General features: G+C 74.8%; 20 protein-coding genes. 11 read left to right on the forward strand and 9 right to left on the reverse strand.

Annotation, left to right across the window (positions count from 1 at the left end; all coding sequences use genetic code 11):
• Positions 1–54: 54 nt before the first annotated feature.
• Positions 55–1,230 (forward strand): PP2C family protein-serine/threonine phosphatase, encoded by a 1,176-nt coding sequence (locus OOK31_RS15425; RefSeq protein WP_267013088.1) that lies wholly within the window; start codon positions 55–57, stop codon positions 1,228–1,230.
• A gap of 10 nt (positions 1,231–1,240) precedes the next feature.
• On the opposite strand, the gene OOK31_RS15430 is transcribed toward OOK31_RS15425, so the two are convergent.
• Entirely contained in the window at positions 1,241–3,418 is a 2,178-nt protein-coding gene (locus OOK31_RS15430; RefSeq protein WP_267013089.1) for a SpoIIE family protein phosphatase, read from the reverse strand.
• Between the two features lie 96 nt (positions 3,419–3,514).
• Positions 3,515–4,135, reverse strand: a complete 621-nt coding sequence (locus tag OOK31_RS15435) for a TetR/AcrR family transcriptional regulator (RefSeq protein ID WP_267013090.1) — start codon at positions 4,133–4,135, stop codon at positions 3,515–3,517.
• 180 nt (positions 4,136–4,315) lie between these two features.
• On the opposite strand from OOK31_RS15435, the gene wrbA reads away from it, so the two are divergent.
• Positions 4,316–4,924 (forward strand): NAD(P)H:quinone oxidoreductase, encoded by a 609-nt coding sequence (wrbA, locus tag OOK31_RS15440; RefSeq protein ID WP_267088294.1) that lies wholly within the window; start codon positions 4,316–4,318, stop codon positions 4,922–4,924.
• A 73-nt stretch (positions 4,925–4,997) separates the two neighbouring features.
• On the opposite strand, the gene OOK31_RS15445 is transcribed toward wrbA, so the two are convergent.
• Both OOK31_RS15445 and OOK31_RS15450 read right to left on the reverse strand, forming a co-directional pair.
• The gene (locus tag OOK31_RS15445) at positions 4,998–5,498 is read right to left on the reverse strand and encodes a hypothetical protein (protein WP_267013091.1); all 501 of its coding nucleotides are present in this window, start codon (positions 5,496–5,498) and stop codon (positions 4,998–5,000) included.
• A 171-nt stretch (positions 5,499–5,669) separates the two neighbouring features.
• Positions 5,670–5,921 carry a hypothetical protein gene (locus OOK31_RS15450; protein ID WP_267013092.1) on the reverse strand — a complete coding sequence of 84 codons (252 nt, stop codon included), beginning with the start codon at positions 5,919–5,921 and terminating at the stop codon, positions 5,670–5,672.
• Between the two features lie 138 nt (positions 5,922–6,059).
• Between OOK31_RS15450 and OOK31_RS15455 the strand changes: the two genes are divergently transcribed.
• The 5 genes from OOK31_RS15455 to OOK31_RS15475 all read left to right on the forward strand — a co-directional run bounded on the left by OOK31_RS15455 (position 6,060) and on the right by OOK31_RS15475 (position 9,966).
• Positions 6,060–7,238: a sensor histidine kinase gene (locus OOK31_RS15455; protein ID WP_267013093.1), complete on the forward strand. Its 1,179-nt coding sequence runs from the start codon at positions 6,060–6,062 to the stop codon at positions 7,236–7,238.
• A 31-nt stretch (positions 7,239–7,269) separates the two neighbouring features.
• Positions 7,270–7,935 (forward strand): response regulator transcription factor, encoded by a 666-nt coding sequence (locus OOK31_RS15460; protein ID WP_267013094.1) that lies wholly within the window; start codon positions 7,270–7,272, stop codon positions 7,933–7,935.
• A 165-nt stretch (positions 7,936–8,100) separates the two neighbouring features.
• The gene (locus OOK31_RS15465; protein WP_267013095.1) at positions 8,101–8,433 is read left to right on the forward strand and encodes an SHOCT domain-containing protein; all 333 of its coding nucleotides are present in this window, start codon (positions 8,101–8,103) and stop codon (positions 8,431–8,433) included.
• Between the two features lie 94 nt (positions 8,434–8,527).
• A complete protein-coding gene (locus OOK31_RS15470) occupies positions 8,528–9,157 on the forward strand; it encodes a pyridoxamine 5'-phosphate oxidase family protein (RefSeq protein ID WP_267013096.1) in 630 nt (209 codons plus the stop codon).
• Positions 9,158–9,222: 65 nt separating this feature from the next.
• Positions 9,223–9,966 (forward strand): SOS response-associated peptidase, encoded by a 744-nt coding sequence (locus tag OOK31_RS15475; RefSeq protein WP_267013097.1) that lies wholly within the window; start codon positions 9,223–9,225, stop codon positions 9,964–9,966.
• A 10-nt stretch (positions 9,967–9,976) separates the two neighbouring features.
• Here OOK31_RS15475 and OOK31_RS15480 read toward each other — a convergent pair whose 3' ends face one another.
• Both OOK31_RS15480 and OOK31_RS15485 read right to left on the reverse strand, forming a co-directional pair.
• Entirely contained in the window at positions 9,977–11,107 is a 1,131-nt protein-coding gene (locus OOK31_RS15480) for a sulfite oxidase (RefSeq protein ID WP_267013098.1), read from the reverse strand.
• Between the two features lie 53 nt (positions 11,108–11,160).
• Positions 11,161–11,628, reverse strand: a complete 468-nt coding sequence (locus OOK31_RS15485) for a DUF3224 domain-containing protein (protein WP_267013099.1) — start codon at positions 11,626–11,628, stop codon at positions 11,161–11,163.
• A gap of 112 nt (positions 11,629–11,740) precedes the next feature.
• Here OOK31_RS15485 and OOK31_RS15490 point away from each other — a divergent pair, with 112 nt between their 5' ends.
• Positions 11,741–12,745: a YafY family protein gene (locus OOK31_RS15490; RefSeq protein ID WP_267013100.1), complete on the forward strand. Its 1,005-nt coding sequence runs from the start codon at positions 11,741–11,743 to the stop codon at positions 12,743–12,745.
• Between the two features lie 7 nt (positions 12,746–12,752).
• Here OOK31_RS15490 and OOK31_RS15495 read toward each other — a convergent pair whose 3' ends face one another.
• Both OOK31_RS15495 and OOK31_RS15500 read right to left on the reverse strand, forming a co-directional pair.
• Positions 12,753–13,355, reverse strand: coding sequence for an HAD family phosphatase (locus OOK31_RS15495; RefSeq protein ID WP_267013101.1), 603 nt, complete (start codon positions 13,353–13,355; stop codon positions 12,753–12,755).
• Positions 13,356–13,359: 4 nt separating this feature from the next.
• Positions 13,360–14,124 carry a DeoR/GlpR family DNA-binding transcription regulator gene (locus OOK31_RS15500; protein ID WP_267013102.1) on the reverse strand — a complete coding sequence of 255 codons (765 nt, stop codon included), beginning with the start codon at positions 14,122–14,124 and terminating at the stop codon, positions 13,360–13,362.
• 72 nt (positions 14,125–14,196) lie between these two features.
• Between OOK31_RS15500 and OOK31_RS15505 the strand changes: the two genes are divergently transcribed.
• Positions 14,197–15,423 carry an MFS transporter gene (locus tag OOK31_RS15505; RefSeq protein WP_267013103.1) on the forward strand — a complete coding sequence of 409 codons (1,227 nt, stop codon included), beginning with the start codon at positions 14,197–14,199 and terminating at the stop codon, positions 15,421–15,423.
• A gap of 25 nt (positions 15,424–15,448) precedes the next feature.
• Here the strand turns inward: OOK31_RS15505 and OOK31_RS15510 are convergent, their stop codons facing one another.
• Positions 15,449–16,063 carry a TetR/AcrR family transcriptional regulator gene (locus OOK31_RS15510; protein WP_267013104.1) on the reverse strand — a complete coding sequence of 205 codons (615 nt, stop codon included), beginning with the start codon at positions 16,061–16,063 and terminating at the stop codon, positions 15,449–15,451.
• A gap of 122 nt (positions 16,064–16,185) precedes the next feature.
• Between OOK31_RS15510 and OOK31_RS15515 the strand changes: the two genes are divergently transcribed.
• Both OOK31_RS15515 and OOK31_RS15520 read left to right on the forward strand, forming a co-directional pair.
• Positions 16,186–18,381, forward strand: coding sequence for an MMPL family transporter (locus tag OOK31_RS15515; RefSeq protein WP_267013105.1), 2,196 nt, complete (start codon positions 16,186–16,188; stop codon positions 18,379–18,381).
• A 7-nt stretch (positions 18,382–18,388) separates the two neighbouring features.
• Entirely contained in the window at positions 18,389–19,210 is an 822-nt protein-coding gene (locus OOK31_RS15520) for a bifunctional 2-polyprenyl-6-hydroxyphenol methylase/3-demethylubiquinol 3-O-methyltransferase UbiG (protein WP_267013106.1), read from the forward strand.
• The last annotated feature ends 3 nt before the right edge of the window (positions 19,211–19,213 follow it).

The raw sequence follows: 19,213 nt of genomic DNA on the forward strand, positions 1-19,213 counted from the left end.
TGGAATGGACCGACCGGCGGCCCGGACGGGGCCGCCCTCCGGGCGGAGGTACGGGTGTCGGATCGCGAGGGCCACGCGTTCGGGCCGGCTCCGGACGAGGCCCTGGAGGCGATCGGGACCACCGACGACGAGACCACCACCTGCCGGGAGCTGGCCGCCTTCCTCTTCCGCACCCTGTGCGACGCGGCGGCCGTGGACCTCGTCCTGGAGGGCCGCACCGAGCGCGTCGCCGTCGCCGGAGCCGCCGCACTGCTGCGCCCGCCGGTGGCGGGCACCCGGCCCGCCGTCCGCGCCGTGGACGAGGGACACCCGCTGCGCAGCTGGACCCTGCGGCCGGGCGGCGCCCCGGTGCACGGACTGGCCGTCGCGCTGTCCCGGCACGGAACCTCGTACGGGACCCTGCTCGCCGTACGGACCGGCCGCTCCTTCAGCGACCACGAGGCCGCCGCCCTGCACTTCGCGGCGCGCGTCGCTGCCGTGCACATCCGCCACGCCAGGCGGCTCGCCGCCACCGAGAGCGTCGCCCTCGACCTCCAGCGGGCCCTGGTCGCCGACCCCGGCCGGCCGCACCCGAACCTGCTGATCGCCGGCCGGTACCTGCCGGTCGGGTCGAGCGCCCTCGTCGGGGGCGACTGGTTCGAGACCGTACGGCTGCACTTCGGCCGGACCCTGCTGGTCGTCGGCGACGTCATGGGACACGGCCTCGACGCCGCCGTCGACATGAACGCCTACCGCTCCACCCTGCGCGAGGTCGCCTCCACCGACCTCGCCCCCCACCGGGTCCTGCGCCAGCTCGACGCGCTCGTCGCCGAGGACGCGGCCCGGCGCCCCGCGACCTGCCTGCTCGTACGGGTCGATCCCGCGCGCGGTACCGCCGTCTACGCCAGCGCCGGGCACCTGCCGCCCGCCGTCTTCGGCGCGGACGGCGCCGGCCGGCTGCTCGACGTCCCCGTCGGCCCTCCGCTGGGCACCGGCCTGGGCGGCTACGAATCGGTGGCGCACCCCCTGAGCGGGGAGGAGACCCTGCTCCTGTACACCGACGGGCTCGTCGAGCGGCGCGGCGAGGACATCGACACCTCGCTGGCCCGCCTCACGGCCCTGCGGGTGCCGGGCGGCGGGACGGTCGCCGACGCCGCGGACGCGGTGGTCGCCGGCCTGGACGCGCAGCACGCCGAGGACGACGTCGCCGTCCTCGCCGCCCGCATCCGCTCCCGCCTCCCGCACCCCTGAGCGGCGCCGTTCAGGCGTGGGTGCGGGCGATCAGCAGGGCCACGTCGTCGTGGGTGTCGGGGCGGCGCAGGGCGGACAGCAGCAGGTCGCAGGTCTCCTCGATGGGGCGGGTCGGGCCCGCGAGGAGGTCGGTCAGGGTCAGCAGCCGGGTGTCGATGTCCTGGTCGCGGGTCTCGACGAGCCCGTCGGTGTACAGGACCAGCGCGTCCCCGGGGGCCAGGGTGAGGCTCGTGGTGATGAAGGGGATCCCGCCGACGCCGAGCGGCACCGCGGTGGTCAGCCGCAGCAGCCGCGGATGCCGGCCGGCGCGCAGGTGCACCGGCGGCAGGTGCCCGGCCGTGGAGATGTGGCACAGCCGGGTGTGCGGGTCGTAGACGGCGTACACGCAGGTGGCCATGGCCTCGCCGAGGTCGGCGGTCGCGGCGTCGAGGTGGGTGAGTACCGTCGCCGGATCCAGACCCAGTCGGCCCAGCGCCCGGGCGGTCGCCCGCAGCTGGCCCATGGTGGCGGCCGCGTTGATGCCGCTGCCCATCACGTCGCCGACGACCAGCGCCGTCCGGTCCCCGGTGAGCGGGATGACGTCGAACCAGTCGCCGCCCGTCTCGTCGGCCGCTCCGGCCGGCTGGTAGCGGTACGCGAAGTCCAGGCCCGGAGCCGGGTGGGGGTCCTGCGGCAGCAGATGGCGCTGGAGGGCGAGGGCCGCGTGGCGCTGGCGCTGGAACCAGCGGGCGTTGTCGATGGACACCGCCGCGTGGGCGGCGAGCTCGGACGCCAGCAGGACGTCGTCCGGGCCGAACGGTACGGGGTTGCGGGCGCGCTTGAGGTCCAGCGCCCCCAGCACCTGGCCGCGGGCGATCAGCGGCACCGCGAGGTACGAGTGCAGCCCCGCCTCCGCGAGCAGCCGGGCGGCGTCCTGGTCACGGGCGATCCGCGGCAGGTCCTCCGCCAGCACGTGCGGGACGAGCACCGGGCGCCCCGTGCGGGCGCAGCGGGCGACCAGCCGGGTGGGGCCGTAGAGGGCGACGTCCCCGACCGGGTCGGCGGCCTCCTCGGCCTGCGTGCGGTAGGCCGATTTCACGGCCAGCGCGCGGAACCGTACGGCCCCGCCGGCCGTTCCGTCGCCCGGCCGGGCGCCCGTCAGGATGACGTCGAGCACGTCGACGGCCGCGATGTCGGCGACCTCCGGCACCACCACGTCCGCCAGCTCCCGGGCGGTGATGTCCAGGTCGAGGGTGGTCCCGATGCGCACCGACGCGTCGGCGATCAGGGACAGCCGCCGCCGGGCGTGGGCGGCCGACACGGCCGTGCGGTGCTGCTCGGTCACGTCCACCACGGAGACCGCCACGCCGATCACGCGGGAGGACTGGTCGTCGAGCCGGTAGACCGACAGCAGCCAGGCCCGCTCGCCGTCCGGGTCCGAGGCGACGCGCCCGGTGGTGAACTCGTCGAGCATCGGCACCCCGGTCGCCATGACCTGCCGCATCCGCGCCTCGACGGCCGCCGACTCCAGCAGCGGCAGGACCTCCCCGGTCCGCCCCGCCCGCCCGACCTGCCCGAGCCGGCGCCCCAGGTGCCGGTCGGCGGGCACCCCGTTGATCCGTTCGAGCGCGGGGTTGACCAGGACGTAGCGCAGCTCGGTGTCGAGGACGGCCAGCCCGATGGGGGACTGGTCGACCAGGCGCATCGACAGCGCCAGATCCCGTTCGACGCGGCGCAGGGTGGCCTGCTCGGAGGCCAGGCCGAGGGCGAAGAGACGGCCGTTGTCGGCCTGGAGGCGCATGTTGCGGAACTCCACGAGGACGGTCCGCCCGTCCCGGTGGCGCACGGGGAAGGTGCCCGCCCAGGCGCCGTCACGCTTCATCACCCGTTCGAAGAGGCTCAGCACCCGTTCCTGGTGGGCCTCCTCCACCAGCAGCTTCGCCGCGTAGCGCCCGAGGGCCTCCTCGGCCGGATAGCCGAACAGGGCGGCGGCCTGGGGGCTCCACAGGCGGATCCGTCCCTCGGCGTCGAGGACCACGGCGGCCACGCCGAGGACGTCCAGCAGGCCGCCCGCCGCCGCCGGGGTACCGGCTGCCGCAGGACCGGCCGCTGAGGACCCGGTCGGGGAGGAGCCGGACGCCGGGGGCCCGGTCTCCGGAGATCCCGCCCCGGGGCCGTCGGCCGGCGAAGCGGGCCGCGCATCGGCCATGACCGGCCTCCTCACCCGGGCGGACCCCTTTCCATGCTGCGGCCCCGCACCCGGGCGTGCGACCGGTGGGCCTCCCGGCCGGGCGGGTGGCCGGGCTCAGGCCTCCGTCAGGCCGCTCGTGCCGAGGAGCTCGTCGAGGCCGTCCTTGATCTGCGCCGGTGTCAGGCCGCGGTCCACGGTGAGGTGGCTGATCAGGCTCGGGGTGAGCGGGGCCAGCAGCAGGTGGGCCAGGACCGCGGGGTCCGCGCCGGGCCGGATCCCGGCGACCAGGGTCGCCACGTGGGTGTGCATGGCGCTGTACGGGCCGCTGGCGTAGCGGGCGCTCGGGGCGGCGACCTCGCCGGCCAGCATCAGGCGCTGCTGGTCGACGATGCGGTCGGTCAGAGCGTGGAGGAAGGCGCGCAGCCGCTCGGCGGGCGGCGCGTCGGGGCCCAGCGGGGGAGGGCCGCTCAGGAAGGCCGCCTGGAAGCGCAGCTCGCGGTCGTCCAGGAGGGCGTAGATGAGCTGCGAGACGTCGCCGAACCGGCGGTAGACCGTCCCCACCCCGATGCCCGTGGCGTGCGCCACGGCGTTCATGGTGAGCGCGCCGGGACCCTGCTCGGCGACGATCACGGCCGCCGCGTCGAGGATCCGGCGGCGGTTGCGCGCGGCGTCGGCGCGCTCGGCCGGGGGCCGGCCGTTCGCGAGCGGCAGTTCGATGCGGTGCGGCTGTTCCACGGCGCTCCCCGGCCTCCGGTCTGCGGATCTGGTGTCCCGGAAGGCCGAGCGTACCGGACCGCTATCCGCTTCCGTGGGAGAAGGGGCTTGTCAAGCGGATGACTATCCGGTTCACTTCGGTCAGGAAGCGGATAGTCATCCGCTTTCATGTCTCTCCGGGAGGGCTTTCTCGCCATGACCATCAACCCCAAGATCGCCGTCATCTACTACTCGGCGACCGGAACCGTCCACCAGCTCGCGCAGGCCGTCGTGGAAGGGGCGCAGAAGGCGGGTGCCGAGGTCCGTCTGCTCCGGGCCCCCGAACTCGCCCCCGACGAGGCGGTCGACTCCCGTCCGGAGTGGCGCGCGCACGTGGAGGCCACCCGCGACATCCCGACGGTGACCCACGACGACCTCCGCTGGGCCGACGCCTACGCGCTGGGCACCCCGACGCGCTTCGGCAACGTCGCGGCGCAGCTGAAGCAGGTCATCGACGGCACCGGCGGCCTGTGGGCACAGGGCGTCTTCGTCGACAAGCCCGCCACCGCCTTCGGCAGCGCGGGCAACCTGCACGGCGGCAACGAGTCCACCCTGCTGGCCCTCTACAACACCCTGCACCACTGGGGTTCGCTGATCGTCTCGCCCGGGTTCACCGACCCGGTCGTCTACGCCGCGAACGGCAACCCGTACGGCACCACGCACGCCACCTCCGCGGGCGCTCCGGGCGAGAACATCCTCGAGGCGGCCCGCTACCAGGGCGCGCGGCTGGCGGGCGTCACCGCCCGTCTGCTGGCCGGAAGCCGCGTCTGAGGGCGGCCGGCGGTGTTCCGGGGTGCGTCACCGCCGCCCGGGTGCGGGCGGCGGTGACCTGGGGTGGCGCCGGTCAGTGGAACAGCATGGACGCGCCCCCGGCCGGGGTGGCGACGGAGCCGGGGCACAGGAAGCTGCCGGAGGTCTTGGTGGCGGTGAAGGCCCGGTTGACGTACTTCCTCGTGGTCCCGTCGCGGTCCCAGACGAGGTTCGTGGCCTTGTAGCGGCAGGAGATGAAGCTCTGCTGCCCGGTGATGTCGATCAGGTCGGTGCGGGCGGTGGCGCCGGCGTCGTCGAAGGTGAAGGCCGGGTTGTTGTTGAGGGCGGCGGTGATGCCGCCGTCGCAGGCGAGGTTGCCGCCGGGCTTGTTGACGGTGGTGCGGTCGACCGTGAGCGCGGCCGGGGGAACGGCGCTGGTCCGGGCATTGCTCCAGGTGCAGGTGCTGCCCGCGACGACGATGACGCCGTCGACGCGCTGGTCGGCGGCGCCGCCGGACGCGGCGGCCGTCGTAGCGGTTCCCAGGGTGGCCGCCAGGGCCGCCACCGCCATGCCGAGTTTCGTGAGGTGCCTCATGTCGCTCCTCCTTGACACGTCCTTGTGGGGGTGTGGTGCGAGGCCGTTCGGAGTGCGCCACGGAGCGTGCCACAAGGGTCGTGAGATGTCATGAGCACATCACGCATTGGCCGGAAGGTGGCCCTGCGCAAGGGGGAGGGGGAGAGGGGGGAAGGGGCGAACGGGTACGCGTCAGGGGATGTCGGTGTCCGGTGCTTCGCCCTCGTAGAGGTACGGGGCATCGCCCTGCCACTCCACCAGCGGGGTCGGCTCCCCGAGGACCAGCTCGTCGGGGTCCGGCACCTCGGCGCGGCGCAGGAACTCGATCACGTCCGCGTCCGAGTACGCGACACCGAGGGCCGTTTCCCGGTCCTGCACGCGCAGGCTCACCCGGCGGCCGCCGGAAGGCGAGACGCGGTGGACGACGATCGGCGCGTGCTCCATCCCTCCACCCTGGGCCCGGGACGCCGACGACGCATCCGGGCGGGCGGCGGCGTACCCCGGCGTACTACCTGGGGAGTACCCCGGAAACGCTACGCCGGGGTGACGCGGGTGACGGCGGCCCGCGTCTAGCGTGACCGTATGGAACATCAGCGCGAGCATCCCGGACCCCCGTGGCGACGGTGGGTGGAGCGGGCCGGCCGGGGGCCGGCCTGGCGGTCGGCGCTGCTCGTCGCCGTCGTCGCCCAGATCGGCTCCGGCCTGGCCGCGCAGGCACAGAGCGGGCGGGTGGAGCTCGACTGGGCCGGGCGGCTCCTGCTGCTCCTCGGCCCCGCCCTGCTCGTGGTGCGCCACCGCCATCCGGTGCCCGTCGTGTACGGGGTCTCGGCCGTCACCCTCGTGTACCTCGCGGCCGGATACCCCTACGGCCCCGTCTTCATCAGCCTGGCCGTGGCCTGCTTCGCCGCCGTCATCGCCGGACACCGAAGAGCCGCCTGGGGAGCCGTCGGGCTCCTCTGGGCCGGGCACCTGCTCCTCGGGCACTGGCTCTACCGCTACCTCCCGCCCGCCGGCGACGGCCCCGCGCCGTGGGGGCAGGAGCTGGGCGCCACCGCCTGGGTGCTCGCGATCCTCGCCCTCTCCGAACTGGTCCGCGTACGTCGTGAGCAGTGGTCCCGCGAGCGGACCGAGCGAGCCGCCGCCGAAAGACGCCGGGCCGACGAGGAACGCCTGCGCATCGCCCGCGAACTGCACGACGTCCTCGCCCACAGCATCGCCGTGATCAATGTCCAGGCCGGGGTCGGACTGGCCCTCCTCGACAGCGACCCCGAGCAGGCCCGTACCGCGCTCACCACCATCAAGGCGGCCAGCAAGGAGGCGCTCGGCGAGGTCCGGCAGGTCCTCGACACCCTGCGCGCCCCCGGCGCCGCCCCCCGCGCCCCCGCCCCCGGGCTCGACCGGCTCCCGGAGCTCGTCGAACAGGCCGCGGCGGCCGGGCTCGGCGTGCACATCGACACCGAGGGGCAGGCCCGTACCCTGCCGCCCGGCGCCGACCTGGCCGCCTTCCGGATCCTCCAGGAGGCCCTCACCAACGTGGTCCGCCACTCCGGTTCGCGCACCGCCCGCGTCCGCCTCGCCTGGCAGCCGCACTCACTGGAACTGCGGGTGGACGACGACGGCCCCGCCACCGGCAGCCCGGCGGGCGGCAGCGGCAACGGACTCGCCGGAATGCGCGAACGGGCCGGCGCACTCGGTGGCACCATCGAAGCCGGTCCACGCCCGGACGGCGGCTTCCGGGTGGTCGCCAGGCTCCCCCTGTGAGGCGGCCGGCCGTACCGCCCGAGGAGGCACCGTGATCCGCGTACTGCTCGCCGACGACCAACTGCTCGTCCGAGCGGGATTCCGGGCCCTGCTCGACGCCCAGCCCGACATCGAGGTCGTGGGGGAGGCGGCCGACGGGGACGGGGCCGTCCGGCTGGTCCGGGAACTGCGCCCCGACGTCGTCCTCATGGACATCCGCATGCCCGTCCTCGACGGTCTCGCCGCCACCCGCGCGATCACCGGGGAGCCGGAGCTCGCCGCCGTCAGGGTGGTCATGCTCACCACCTTCGAACTCGACGAGTACGTCTTCGAGGCGATCCGCTCCGGTGCCTCCGGCTTCCTGGTCAAGGACACCGAGCCGGAGGAACTGCTACGGGCGGTACGGGCGGTGGTCGAGGGCGACGCCCTGCTGTCCCCGGGCGTCACCCGCCGCCTCATCGCGGAGTTCGCCGCCCGGTCCAAGCGGCCCGCCGCCGCCGTGGGCCTGGAGCCCCTCACCGAACGCGAGCGGGAGGTGATGACCCTGGTCGGCATGGGCCTGACCAACGAGGAGATCGCCCGCCGCCTGGTCGTCAGCCCGCTCACCGCCAAGACCCACGTCAGCCGCACCATGGTCAAACTCGGCGCCCGCGACCGCGCCCAACTGGTCGTCCTCGCCTACGAGTCCGGGCTGGTCCGGCCCGGCTGGCTCGGCTGACCCCGCCCGGGCGGGCCCGCCCAGACTGTCGGGGTCCGCGCGCCCGGCCCCGTACTCCCGGGGAAGTACGGACGGTGCAGCCGGCCGTACGACGACCGGGACACCCTCCCGGAGCCAGTCTCGGAGTGAAACGGAACGTCCACACTCCCGAGGAGCTGAACCGAGATGACTTCCCCACTCACCCTCCCGACCCCGCCCCCCTTCGACGGGCTCACCACCCTCGCCTTCGACGGCCCGGGCCCGTGGATCCTCCTCCTGCCCCTCGTCTGGGCGGCGGTCGTCGTCACGGTCGTCACCGTGCTCCGCCGCACCGTCTGGCGCGGCGGCCGCCGCGCCCCCTGGCAGCCCGCCCGTGGAGCCGCGTACGGCGCGAACTCCCCGATCGCGATCCTCGGCCGGCGCTTCGCCACCGGTGAGATCGACGAGGACGAGTACTGGCGCCGGCTGTCCGTCCTGGACGAGCAGTTCGGCCGCTCCCTCAAGGACGGTGCCGCATGAGCCGTCTCTTCCGGATCTTGACCGCCGTGGTCGCCGGGCGGTGTCTGCGCCGATACTGGGCATGACCGTAGGGCACATGAAGGGGGATCAGGTGATGGAGAACGACCCAGTGGTGGAGATAACCTCCGAGGCCGAACTGCGCGAACTGCTCGGGGAGCCCACGGCGGTGGCCCGGTCGAAGGAACGGCGGACCCTGCACGAGCACGACCGGCAGTGGCTGGAGCAGTCCTCCTTCTGCCTGATCGCCACCTCCGCCGCCGACGGCACCTGCGACGTCTCGCCGAAGGGTGACCCGCCCGGTTTCACCAAGGTCCTCGACGACACCACGATCGCGATCCCGGACCGCCCCGGGAACCGCCGTGCCGACGGGTTCCGCAACATCCTGTCCAACCCCCGCGTCGGCCTCCTCTTCGTGGTGCCCGGCCGGGCCGACACCCTCCGGATCAACGGCCGGGCCCGGCTGGTGCGCGAGGCGCCCTTCTTCGACGACATGACCGTCCGGGGGCACCGGCCGGCCATCGCCCTCGTCGTCGAGATCGACCAGGTCTACTTCCACTGCCCGAAGGCCTTCCTGCGCGCCGACCTGTGGAAGCCGCAGACCTGGAACCCCGAGGCGGTGCCGTCCCGGGCGAGGATCTCCAAGAGCCTGGAGCGGACCGACATGCCGCTGGAGGACCTGGAGCGCCACTACGGCCCCCAGTACGCCGACACCATCTACAGCTGACCCCGTAGGGCCGCACCCCGCGCCGGTCCGCCGCGCGGGCCGGTCCCGCGTGGCACGCTGGACCCATGTGCGGCCGCTACGTCTCCACCCGCAGCCCCGAGGACCTCACCGGTCTGTTCCAGGTCACGGCGAGGAGCCCCGACCTGGTCCTGCCGCCCAGCTGGAACGTCGCCCCGACGGACCCGGTGTGGGCGGTGCTGGAGCGCGCCGACCGGGAGAGCGGCGTACTGGAGCGGCAGCTGCGGGCGCTGCGGTGGGGACTGGTGCCGTCCTGGTCGAAGACCGCGGGCGGCGGAGCGAAGATGATCAACGCCCGGGTGGAGACGGTGGCCGAGAAGCCGGCCTACCGCCGTGCCTTCGCCGCCCGCCGCTGCCTGCTGCCCGCCGACGGCTTCTACGAGTGGGAGCCCGTCCCCGCCACCGGCACGGCGAAGGCCTACAAGCAGCCTTGGTTCATCCGCCCGCTGGACGGCTCGGTGATGGCGATGGCCGGCCTGTACGAGTTCTGGCGCGACCCCGCCGTCACCGACGAGGACGATCCGGCGGCCTGGTGGGCCACCTGCACCGTCCTGACCACCGAGGCCAGTGACGACGCCGGCCGCGTCCACCCGCGCATGCCGCTGACCCTGGCCCCCGACGACTACGACAGCTGGCTGGACCCGGGACAGCGGGACCCGCACGCCCTGCGCGCCCTCCTCGCCACACCGGCCGGCGGCCGCCTGGAGGTCCGGGCCGTGACGACGGCCGTCAACAGCGTCCGCAACAACGGCCCCGAACTCCTGGCGGACGCCCCCGGCCCCACCGGGTGAGCGGCCCGCCTCACCGGCAGCACACGACGGGCACCCGCTGGACCGCGTTGTTGCCGAACCCCCCGCGGTTCCACTCCTGTTCGAGCGGCTGCGTACGGCCCTCGGCGTCCGTGGCGCGGGCCACGAGGGTGTGCCGGCCGGGCCGCGCCGTCCAGTCGCAGTGCCACCCCTGCCAGGCCCACTCGCCCGGCGGCCGCGCACCGACCTGCCCCCGCGTCCACGAGGCGCCCCCGTCGACGCTCAGCTCCACCGAGACGACCGGTCCGTGGCCGGACCAGGCGCGCCCCTCGACCCGTAGGGGGCCCGGGCGCACGACGCGTACCCGCGACATGAAGTCGGGGAAGCCCGGCGGGACCAGCAGGGCCCGCGGCGCGATCCGGGTGACCGGCTCCCCGGGGCCCTGCGGGTCCTCCCCGGCCCGCCGGTACCGGTAGGCCACCGCCTGCTGGAACCCGGTGAACGTGGTGTCGGCCAGGGTGATGTCCCGCAGCCACTTCACGTGCGCCATCCCGTACCAGCCCGGGACGACCAGCCGCAGCGGATACCCGTGCTGCGGGGGCAGCGGCTGCCCGTTCATCGCGTACGCGACCAGTACCCCGGGATCCCGGCCGGTGGCGACCGGCAGCGGCAGGCTGCGCCGGTAGTCCTGCTCCACCCCGCGCTCCACCCCGTGGTCGGCGCCCGTGAAGACGGCCTCGACGGCGTCCGCCCGCACCCCCGCCCCGGCCAGCACCGTCCGCAGCGGCACGCCCGTCCAGTCGGCGGTGCCCACCGCCTCGACCAGCCACGGCTGGCTCACCGGCCGGGGCGACAGCCGGGCCCGGCCGTTGCCCGCGCACTCCATGGTGACCCGGCGGGTGACCGCGGGCAGGGCCCGCAGGGCCGCCAGGTCCAGGCTGAGCGGCGTACGCACCCGGCCGCCGACGGTCAGCCGCCAGCTGTCCGCGTCGGCCGCGGGGATGTCGTAGTGGACCAGCACGTAGTGCAGCCCGGCCGGGGTGACCTCGTAGCGCAGGGCCTCCAGCGGCAGCCCGTGGTTGCGGGCGGCGAGCGCCAGCTCCTGCGGGCTGATGCCCTCGCCCTCGGCGGCCACCCGGCCCGGCGCGCTGACCTCCGCCAGGGAGGTTTCGCTCGGCTCCATCCCCCCATGCTCGCGCGCCCGGCCGCCCCGCGCCGCCCGAGGACGCCCCGGCGTCAGGCCGACGGGTGCGCCAGCGCGTACGTGAACGTGTACGGGACGGCCTCCGTCCCGTGGCGGTGGACGAACCCGCCCGAGCCGCTCAGACCCGCCAGCGCGCCCGTGCCCGAGCCGGGCACCACGGTGAAGGCGCAGCGGGTGCCTTCCGCGTCGAAGGAACCGCGCTCCTCCAGGACGAAGGACCCCGCACGCCCGTCGACCGTGCCGGCCAGCAACTCCATGCCGGTGTAGGTGCCGACGTTCTCACCGGTGTAGGCGATCGTGTACGCGCAGGAGGTCCCGGGCGCCTCGATCCCGCCGGAGAAATGGTTGACGACCTTCGCGCGGGCCAGGCGCGGTGCGCCGTCCGCCGCGCCGACGGGCTGCTCCTCCCAGTCGGCGAAGGTGAAACTGCCGGTGGTCTCCACCGGAGCGCCCTCCACGGGAGTGGTGTGCGCGTCGGTGGTCTCTGCTACGGATGACATGGGGGGCGGTCCTTCCGGTCGTCGCGCCGGACGGCTTCCCCGCCCGGCGTGGAACCAGACTGTCCGCCGTACCTGACACCTTCTGTCAGGTACGGCCGAGACAATGGAGTCCATGCGCGCCGACCGCCTCCTCTCCCTGCTCCTGCTGCTCCAGAACCGGGGCCGGATGACGGCGCCGCAGCTCGCCGCCGCCCTGGAGGTGTCGGTCCGTACCGTCCACCGCGACATCGAGGCGCTCGGCGCCTCCGGCGTGCCCGTGCTGGCCGAGCGCGGACCGGCGGGCGGCTACCGGCTGACGGACGGCTACCGCACCCGGCTCACCGGACTCACCGACACCCAGGCCGGCTCCCTCGTCCTCGCGGGCATGCCCGGGCCCGCCGGTGAACTCGGACTCGGGGCCGATCTGGCCGTGGCCCGGCTCAAGCTGCGGGCGGCGCTCCCGGCCGTCTCCGCCGAGCGGGCCCGGCTCGTCGAGGAACGCTTCCACCTCGACGCCACCGCATGGTTCCGGGAGGCGGACCCCGTCCCGCACCTCGCGCCGATCGCCCGGGCGGTGTGGGACCAGCGCGTCCTGCGCACCCACTACGGCCGCCCGCGCGGCGAGGTCCGCCGCGAGCTCCATCCGCTGGGCCTGGTCCTCAAGGGCGGCATCTGGTACCTCGTCGCACGGACCGCCCCGGAGCGGGCGGAGGGCGACGGCGGCGCCGAACGGCACGTACGGAGCTACCGAGTGCGGCGGTTCCTGGCCGTGGAGACCCTCCCCGAAGGCTTCGAACGGCCCGCGGGTTTCGAACTCGCCGCGTATTGGCGGGAGTCCGCCGCCCAGCTGGAGGCAGCCCGGCACCGGACGACCGCCCTGCTGCGGATCTCCCCGCGCGGTGCGCTGCTCCTGCCCATGCAGTTCGGCGCGGCGGGCGTACGGGCCGTCGAGGCCGCGGAGCCGCCCGGGCCCGGCGACCCGGAGGGCTGGCTCCGCGTCCGTCTCCCCGTCGAGGGCGAGGCCCTCGCGGTCGGGGACCTGCTGCGCCTGGGCGCCGAGGCGGAGGTCCTGGGCCCGCCCGGACTGCGCCGCGCCGTCGCCCGGGCCGTCGCCACCCTGGCCGACCGCTACCGCTGACGGGGCGTCACTCCCGTCCGAGGGCCTCGCGCAGGGCGGCGGCCGAGGTGAAGAGGTGTCCCCGCAGGCCCAGGGCCCGGGCGGCATCGACGTTCTCCTGGCGGTCGTCGACGAAGAGGACCGCGCCGGGCGGCTCCCCGAGGGCCCGCAGGGCCCACGCGTAGGCGCCGGGCTGTGGTTTGGCGTACCCGATCCGGCAGGAGAAGGCGCGGACCCGGAACCGGGCGAGCCAGGCCTGCTGTTCCTCGTAGTGCACGGCGAGTTCCTCCGGGATGTTCGACAGGAGCGCGATGTCCCGTCCGGAGGCGGCCAGTTCCCCGGTCAGGGCCACCATCTCCTCGTCGACGGCGCTCCAGCTCGCGACATCGGCCTCGACGAGGGCGGCGGTCCGCTCCGCGTCGAAGCGGGTGCCGAGGGCGCCGGCCACCAGGCGCCAGTAGCCGGGGCCGTCGAGCTCACCGCGGTCGTAGGCGGGGCGCAGGTCCCAGTACGCCTCCCAGAAGGACTGAGGCGAGGCCGCGCCGGCCGTCGCCAGCAGGCGCTGCCTCCCCTCGGGGGACTGGTGGCGGGCGATGACGCCGAACAGGTCGAAGAGCAGGGTCGCGGGCATCGCCTCACACCTTCCGTACGGTGACGCCGGCCGCGGCCAGGGCGTCGGTCTCTTCCTGCGGCGCCGCCTGGTCGGTGACGACGGCGTGCAGTGCGGAGGCGGGCAGTACGTGGGCCAGGGCCGTACGGGAGAGCTTCCCGGACTCGGTGACGGCGATGACGCGCCGCGCGGAGGCGACGGCGGCGCGCTTGACGGCGGCGTCGGCCAGGTCGTAGGCGGTCAGGCCGTCGGCCGCGGTCAGCCCGCAGCAGCCGATGACGGCGGTGTCGAAGCGCAGGGCTGCGAGGGAGGCCTCGGTCAGGGGTCCGGTCAGCGCCAGTTCCCCGCGCCGGGGCCGGCCGCCGGGCAGCAGGAGGGTCAGCCGGGGTGCGTCGGCGAGGGCGTTGGCGGCCTGCAGGGACAGGGGCATGACGGTCAGCCGGCGCTGGTGCAGGGCCCGGGCCACCTCCAGGCAGGTGGTGCCGCTGTCGAGGACCACCGACTCCCCGTCCGCGAGGAGCGAGGCCACCTCGGCGGCGATCCGCCGCTTGGTCTCCACCCCGTCCCCGGCGCGCAGCGCGAAGGGGGTCTCCTCGCCGCGCAGCAGCAGGGTCCGGGCGCCGCCCCGGTAGCGCTCCAGGACGCCCTGCTCGGCCAGGGCCTCCAGGTCGCGGCGGACGGTCATCTCGGAGGCGCCGGTGAGCTCCGCGAGCTCGGCGACGCTGCGCCGGCCGGCCTCGCGGACGGCGTCGGTGATCTGCTTCAAACGGTCTGCGCTCATACCACTCATGCTCACATTGAACAGATCTGCTGTTTGAAATGCAAGTTCCGCACATGATCTGTGTTTGTTATGTTCGTTTCCATGCAGAGAACGAGATCCCTCACGAGGCCGCTGCGCAGCGCGCGCCGCGCCACCTTCGGCTACTTCGCCCTCAACGGCTTCGTCATGGGGATGTGGATCGTCCACATCCCCGCCGTCGAGCACCGCACCGGCGCCACCCACGCGACCCTCGGCTGGCTCCTGCTGCTCCTGGGCGCCGGAGCCTTCGCGGGCATGCGGCTGGCCGGACCGCTCACCGACCGTTTCGGTGCCCGCAGGGCCGTACCGGCCGGAGCCGTCTTGTGCGCCGCCGCGCTCGTCCTGCCGGGGCTGGCCGCCGACACCCCGACGCTGGGCGCGGCCCTGCTGCTGCTCGGCTTCGGCAACGGCTGCCTCGACGTCGCGATGAACACCCATGCCGTCCAGGTCGAACGCGGGCTGGGGCGGCCCGTCATGTCCGCCTTCCATGCAGTGTTCTCCCTCGGGGGCGTCCTCGCGGCCCTGGCCGGCGCCCTCACCCTGAGCCTCGGGCTGGGCGCCGCCACGACACTCGGCGCCACCGCCGCCGTCGGGTGCGTCCTCGCCCTCCTCGCCGCCCCCGCCCTCCTGCCCCGGGAGCCCGCGACGGCCCCCGAGCCCCGCGACCCCGGCGGCTCCCGCTCCGGCTCCCGCTCCGGCTCCCGTGCCCGCTCCCGCATACGGATCCTCGCCGCCCTCGCCTTCGCGCTCATGCTCTGCGAGGGAGTGGCCAACGACTGGAGCGCCCTCCACCTGCGGGACGCGTTCGGCGCTCCCGCGGCCACCGCCGCGCTCGCCTACGGGGCCTTCGCCACCGCCATGACCGTCGGCCGCCTCCTCACCGACCGGCTCGCGGCGCGCTTCGGCCCGGTCGCCGTCCTGCGCCACGGGGCCGGCCTCGCCGCGGCCGGTCTGACCCTGGCCGTCGTCGCGCCCGGGGTGCCGGCGGCCCTGGCCGGCTGGACCCTCTTCGGGGCCGGGCTGTCCGGCTGCGTGCCCCAGCTGTTCAGCGCCGCCGGCCACGCCGATCCGCAGGCCGCCGGGGCCAACGTCTCCCGCGTGGCGGGCCTGGGCTACCTGGGCATGCTGGCGGGCCCGGCGGTGATCGGCCCGCTCACCCGCCCGGTGCCGCTCGACGCCGCCCTGCTGCTGCCCGTCGCCTGCTGCGCCGTCGCGGCCCTCGCCGCCAAGGCCCTCCTGCCGGTACCCGCACCCGGGTCCGGACCCGCCCCGGTCGCCGCCGCCGAATAGCCGGACGCGCTCTCCCCGGCTCCCGTCAGGCGATGTCGGCGGCCAGGTACCCGTGCAGCGCGCGCTTCAACTCGCGCACCAGCGCGGCCCGTTCGGCGCCCTCGGCGGCCACCACCAGGGGCACCATCGCCTGGAAGATCTGGATGGCCACGCGCGCCGTCCGGGACCGCTCCGCGGCCGGCAGCCCGGGCGCGCGGGCGCCGATCATCGCCTCGGTCCGGGTCAGCAGGGCCGACTGGATCGGCCTGGCCGCGTCGGCCAGGCCGGCCGGCATGTCCGGGCGGGCGAAGAGGGCCTTGAAGCCCGGGTTGGCCACGTTGAAGGCGACGATCGGGTCGACCATCCGGTCGAGCAGGGCGTCGAGCGGTACGCCCGTGAAGTGCGCCTCGTCGAAGGCCTCCTGGTGCGCCGCCCTCAGCTGGGTGACGAAGCGGTCGGCGAGCGCCTGCGCGAGCGCCTCCTTGTTGGCGAAGAACTGGTAGAGCGAGCCGGGCGAGATGCCCGCCTCCGCCGCGATGGCGACCGTGGTCGCCTTCTCGTACCCGGCGCGCGCGAAGACCACCGCCGAGGCGTCGAGGATCTGCGCCATCCGCAGTTCGCCGCGTGCCTGCCGTCGTCTGGGCACCGTCGTCCCCGTCATCCGAACCTCCGTCAGATCTCAGCCCGTGGGCACCACTTGAAAAATGCGAATGATCATTCGTAATCTCACCGCGGCATCAAACACGAATCATCATTCGTAAATACTACCGGCAAGGGGGAACCGTGATCGGCAGGTTCATCGCGGAACGGGCACGATGGATCGTGGCGTTCGGCATCGCCATCACTCTGCTCGCGGGCGCCGTCGGCGCCGGAACGCTCGACGCGCTCTCGCTCAACCGCTTCGAGGCCCCGGGCTCGGAGTCCATGCGGGTCCGCGACGCCCTGGCCCGGAACTACGGCACCGGCAGCCCCAACCTGGCCCTGCTGGTGACGGCCCGCCACGGCACCGTCGACGAGGACGCCGTCGCCCGCGCGGGAGCGGACCTCACCCGCGAGCTCGCCGCCCGGCCGGGAGTCGCCCGCGCCTGGTCGTACTGGAGCGAGGGCCGCTCCGACACCCTGCGCGGCGACGACGGCCGGCAGGCACTGGTCCTGGCCTGGCTGCCCGGCGACGCGAGCCACGTACGCCGCGAGGTGCTGCCCGCACTGGCCCCGGACTTCACCCGCACCACCGAGACCGTCACCGTCCAGGTCGGCGGCGGCGACGAGGTCTTCCGGCAGACCATGGAACAGGCCCGCAAGGACTTCCTGCGCGCCGAACTCGTCATCCTCCCCCTGGTCCTGCTGCTGCTCTGGTGGACCTACCGGCGGCTGTCCGCCGCGCTGGTCACCCTCGGCACCGGACTGTTCGCCGTCCTCGGCTCCCTCGCCCTGCTCCGCGCCGTGGTCGCCTTCACCGACGTCTCCACCTTCGCCTCCAACATCGCCCTCGTGATGGGCATCGGACTCGGCGTCGACTACGGCCTGTTCGTCGTCCACCGCTTCCGCGAGGAACTGCGCCGCGGGGACTCCACGGCGGACGCCCTCGCCCGCACCGTACGCGGCGCGGGCCGCACCGTCCTGTTCAGCGCGGTGACCGTGGCCGCCTCCCTGTCGGCGCTGCTCGCCTTCCCCTTCCCCTTCCTGCGGTCCTTCGCCTACGCGGGCGTCGCGGTCGTCCTCGCGGCCGTCACCGGCGCCACCGTGCTGCTCCCCGCCGCGCTCGCCCTGCTCGGCCGGCGCGTGGTCCGGCGCGGGCCCGTCCCCGCCGAGACCGAGGGCTTCTGGTTCCGCGCCGCGACCCGGGTCATGCGCCGCCCGCTGGCGTACGGAGGCGCGGCCCTGGCCGTCCTGCTGCTCCTCGGAGCACCCTTCCTGGACGTACGGTTCGGGCTGCCCGACGACCGGGTGCTGCCCGCGTCGGCGCCCGCCCGCCAGACCCACGACCGGATCCGGGAGGGGTTCACCGTCGAGGAGTCCGACGCCGTACAGCTGGTCGCCCCGGCGGGCACCCCGGAGGCGGTGGGCCCCTACGCCGCCGGGCTCTCCCGGATCACGGGCGTGGCCCGGGTCGACACGGCAGCCGGCTCCTACCGCGACGGGCGGCTGACCGGCCCCGCCCCCGCCGGTGCCTTCAGCGCGGCCGGCGGGCAGCGCCTCACCGTCATCCCCGCCTCCGCGCGGCTGGAGAGCGACCCGACGGGGCTGGTCCGCGAGATCCGCGCCCTGCCCGCGCCCTTCGCCGTCGAGGCCGGGGGATACCCGGCCGAACTCACCGACTACCGCGACGGGGTGACGCGGCGGCTGCCGCTGGTGGGCACCCTGATCGTGGTGGTGACCTTCGCCCTGCTCTTCCTCATGACCGGCAGCCTCGTCGCCCCGCTGAAGGCCACCGTGCTCAACCTGCTGAGCCTGTCCGTGATCTTCGGGGTCCTGGTCCTGGTCTTCCAGGAGGGCCACCTCTCGGGCCTGCTCGGCTTCACCCCCACCGGGGTGATCGAGCCGAGCATCCCGATCCTGATGTTCTGCATCGCGTACGGCCTCTCGATGGACTACGAGGTCTTCCTCCTCGCCCGCATCAAGGAGGAGTACGACCGCACCGGCGACGCCCTGGGCTCGGTGCCCCTCGGCATCGCCCGCAGCGCACCCCTGGTGACGGCGGCCGCCCTGATCCTCGCGGTGTCCTTCGCCACCTACGCCACCGGCCAGGTGGTCTTCCTCAAGCAGCTGGGCGTCGGCATGGCCCTGGCCGTCGCGGTGGACGCGACCTTGATCCGGGGCGTCCTGGTCCCCGCCCTGATGCGCCTGGCAGGCCCCGCCAACTGGTGGGCCCCGGCCCCCCTGCGCCGCCTCCACGACCGGATCGGCCTCAAGGAACCGGGCACGGACCCCGCCCCGGCCGTGTCGCAGCGCGCGGAGGCACCGGTGCCGGGGCGATAGTGGGGCCGTGAGCGATACACCGCTGGGCACGGAACGGGACGGGGCCGACGACACGGCCGAAACCGAGGACGGGGCCGCCTGGTCCGGACCCGAGGGGGCCCGGGCCTTCGCGGCCGTCGAGGCCGCCACGGACTGGCTGCTCGGCTATCCGTTCGTCTTCCGGGCCCTGGCCCGCCGGATCCGCCCGGGCGAGGTCCTCGTCGACTACGGGTGCGGGCCGGGCAAGGTGGCCGAGCACGCCGCCCGGCGGTTCGGAGCGCGGGTCCTGGGGGCCGACACCTCCCCGCAGATGCTGGAGCTGGCCCGGACCACCGCCCCGACGGTGGCCGAGTACCACCTCGTCGTCGACGGACGGGTCGCCGGCCTCGCGGACGGCTGCGCGGACGCCGTCATGTGCAACCACGTCCTCGCCTCCCTGCCCGACGAGGACACCGTGCTCGGCGTGTTCGGCGAGATCCGCCGACTGCTGCGCCCCGGCGCCCCGTTCGTCCTGCTCGCCACCGACCCCGACTGCGTCGGCCTCGACTACGCCTCACTGCGCATCGGCGAGCCCGGCGGGTCGTACGCGGCCGGGGAGCCGCTGACCGTACGGCTGCTGCGCACGGACGGCTCCTGGCAGGAGGTGCAGAACCACGCCTGGCCGGTCGCCCTCCTCCCCGCCCTGCTGGAGCGGTCCGGTTTCCGGGACGTCGTCCAGCACCGCCCCACCGTCGAGGAGGCCCGGGACCTCGTGGCCCCGGACCTCCTCGACAGCCGTACCTGGGCGGCGGAGCGGACGCGCCCGCCCCTGGTGGTCACCACGGCCCTGGCCGCGGCACCGCGCGGCTGAGGG

Source organism: Streptomyces sp. NBC_00249 (assembly GCF_026342355.1).
Lineage (GTDB): Bacteria > Actinomycetota > Actinomycetes > Streptomycetales > Streptomycetaceae > Streptomyces.

Excerpts from the sequence above, each read along its gene's own strand:
- OOK31_RS15495 (WP_267013101.1), bottom strand. The coding sequence starts at position 13,355 with ATGCCCGCGACCCTGCTCTTCGACCTGTTCGGCGTCATCGCCCGCCAC.
- OOK31_RS15430 (WP_267013089.1), bottom strand. The coding sequence starts at position 3,418 with ATGGCCGATGCGCGGCCCGCTTCGCCGGCCGACGGCCCCGGGGCGGGA.
- OOK31_RS15485 (WP_267013099.1), bottom strand. The coding sequence starts at position 11,628 with ATGTCATCCGTAGCAGAGACCACCGACGCGCACACCACTCCCGTGGAG.
- OOK31_RS15475 (WP_267013097.1), top strand. The coding sequence starts at position 9,223 with ATGTGCGGCCGCTACGTCTCCACCCGCAGCCCCGAGGACCTCACCGGT.
- OOK31_RS15450 (WP_267013092.1), bottom strand. The coding sequence starts at position 5,921 with ATGGAGCACGCGCCGATCGTCGTCCACCGCGTCTCGCCTTCCGGCGGC.
- OOK31_RS15470 (WP_267013096.1), top strand. The coding sequence starts at position 8,528 with ATGGAGAACGACCCAGTGGTGGAGATAACCTCCGAGGCCGAACTGCGC.
- OOK31_RS15500 (WP_267013102.1), bottom strand. The coding sequence starts at position 14,124 with ATGAGTGGTATGAGCGCAGACCGTTTGAAGCAGATCACCGACGCCGTC.
- OOK31_RS15480 (WP_267013098.1), bottom strand. The coding sequence starts at position 11,107 with ATGGAGCCGAGCGAAACCTCCCTGGCGGAGGTCAGCGCGCCGGGCCGG.
- OOK31_RS15455 (WP_267013093.1), top strand. The coding sequence starts at position 6,060 with ATGGAACATCAGCGCGAGCATCCCGGACCCCCGTGGCGACGGTGGGTG.
- OOK31_RS15505 (WP_267013103.1), top strand. The coding sequence starts at position 14,197 with ATGCAGAGAACGAGATCCCTCACGAGGCCGCTGCGCAGCGCGCGCCGC.
- OOK31_RS15510 (WP_267013104.1), bottom strand. The coding sequence starts at position 16,063 with ATGACGGGGACGACGGTGCCCAGACGACGGCAGGCACGCGGCGAACTG.
- OOK31_RS15445 (WP_267013091.1), bottom strand. The coding sequence starts at position 5,498 with ATGAGGCACCTCACGAAACTCGGCATGGCGGTGGCGGCCCTGGCGGCC.
- OOK31_RS15465 (WP_267013095.1), top strand. The coding sequence starts at position 8,101 with ATGACTTCCCCACTCACCCTCCCGACCCCGCCCCCCTTCGACGGGCTC.
- OOK31_RS15490 (WP_267013100.1), top strand. The coding sequence starts at position 11,741 with ATGCGCGCCGACCGCCTCCTCTCCCTGCTCCTGCTGCTCCAGAACCGG.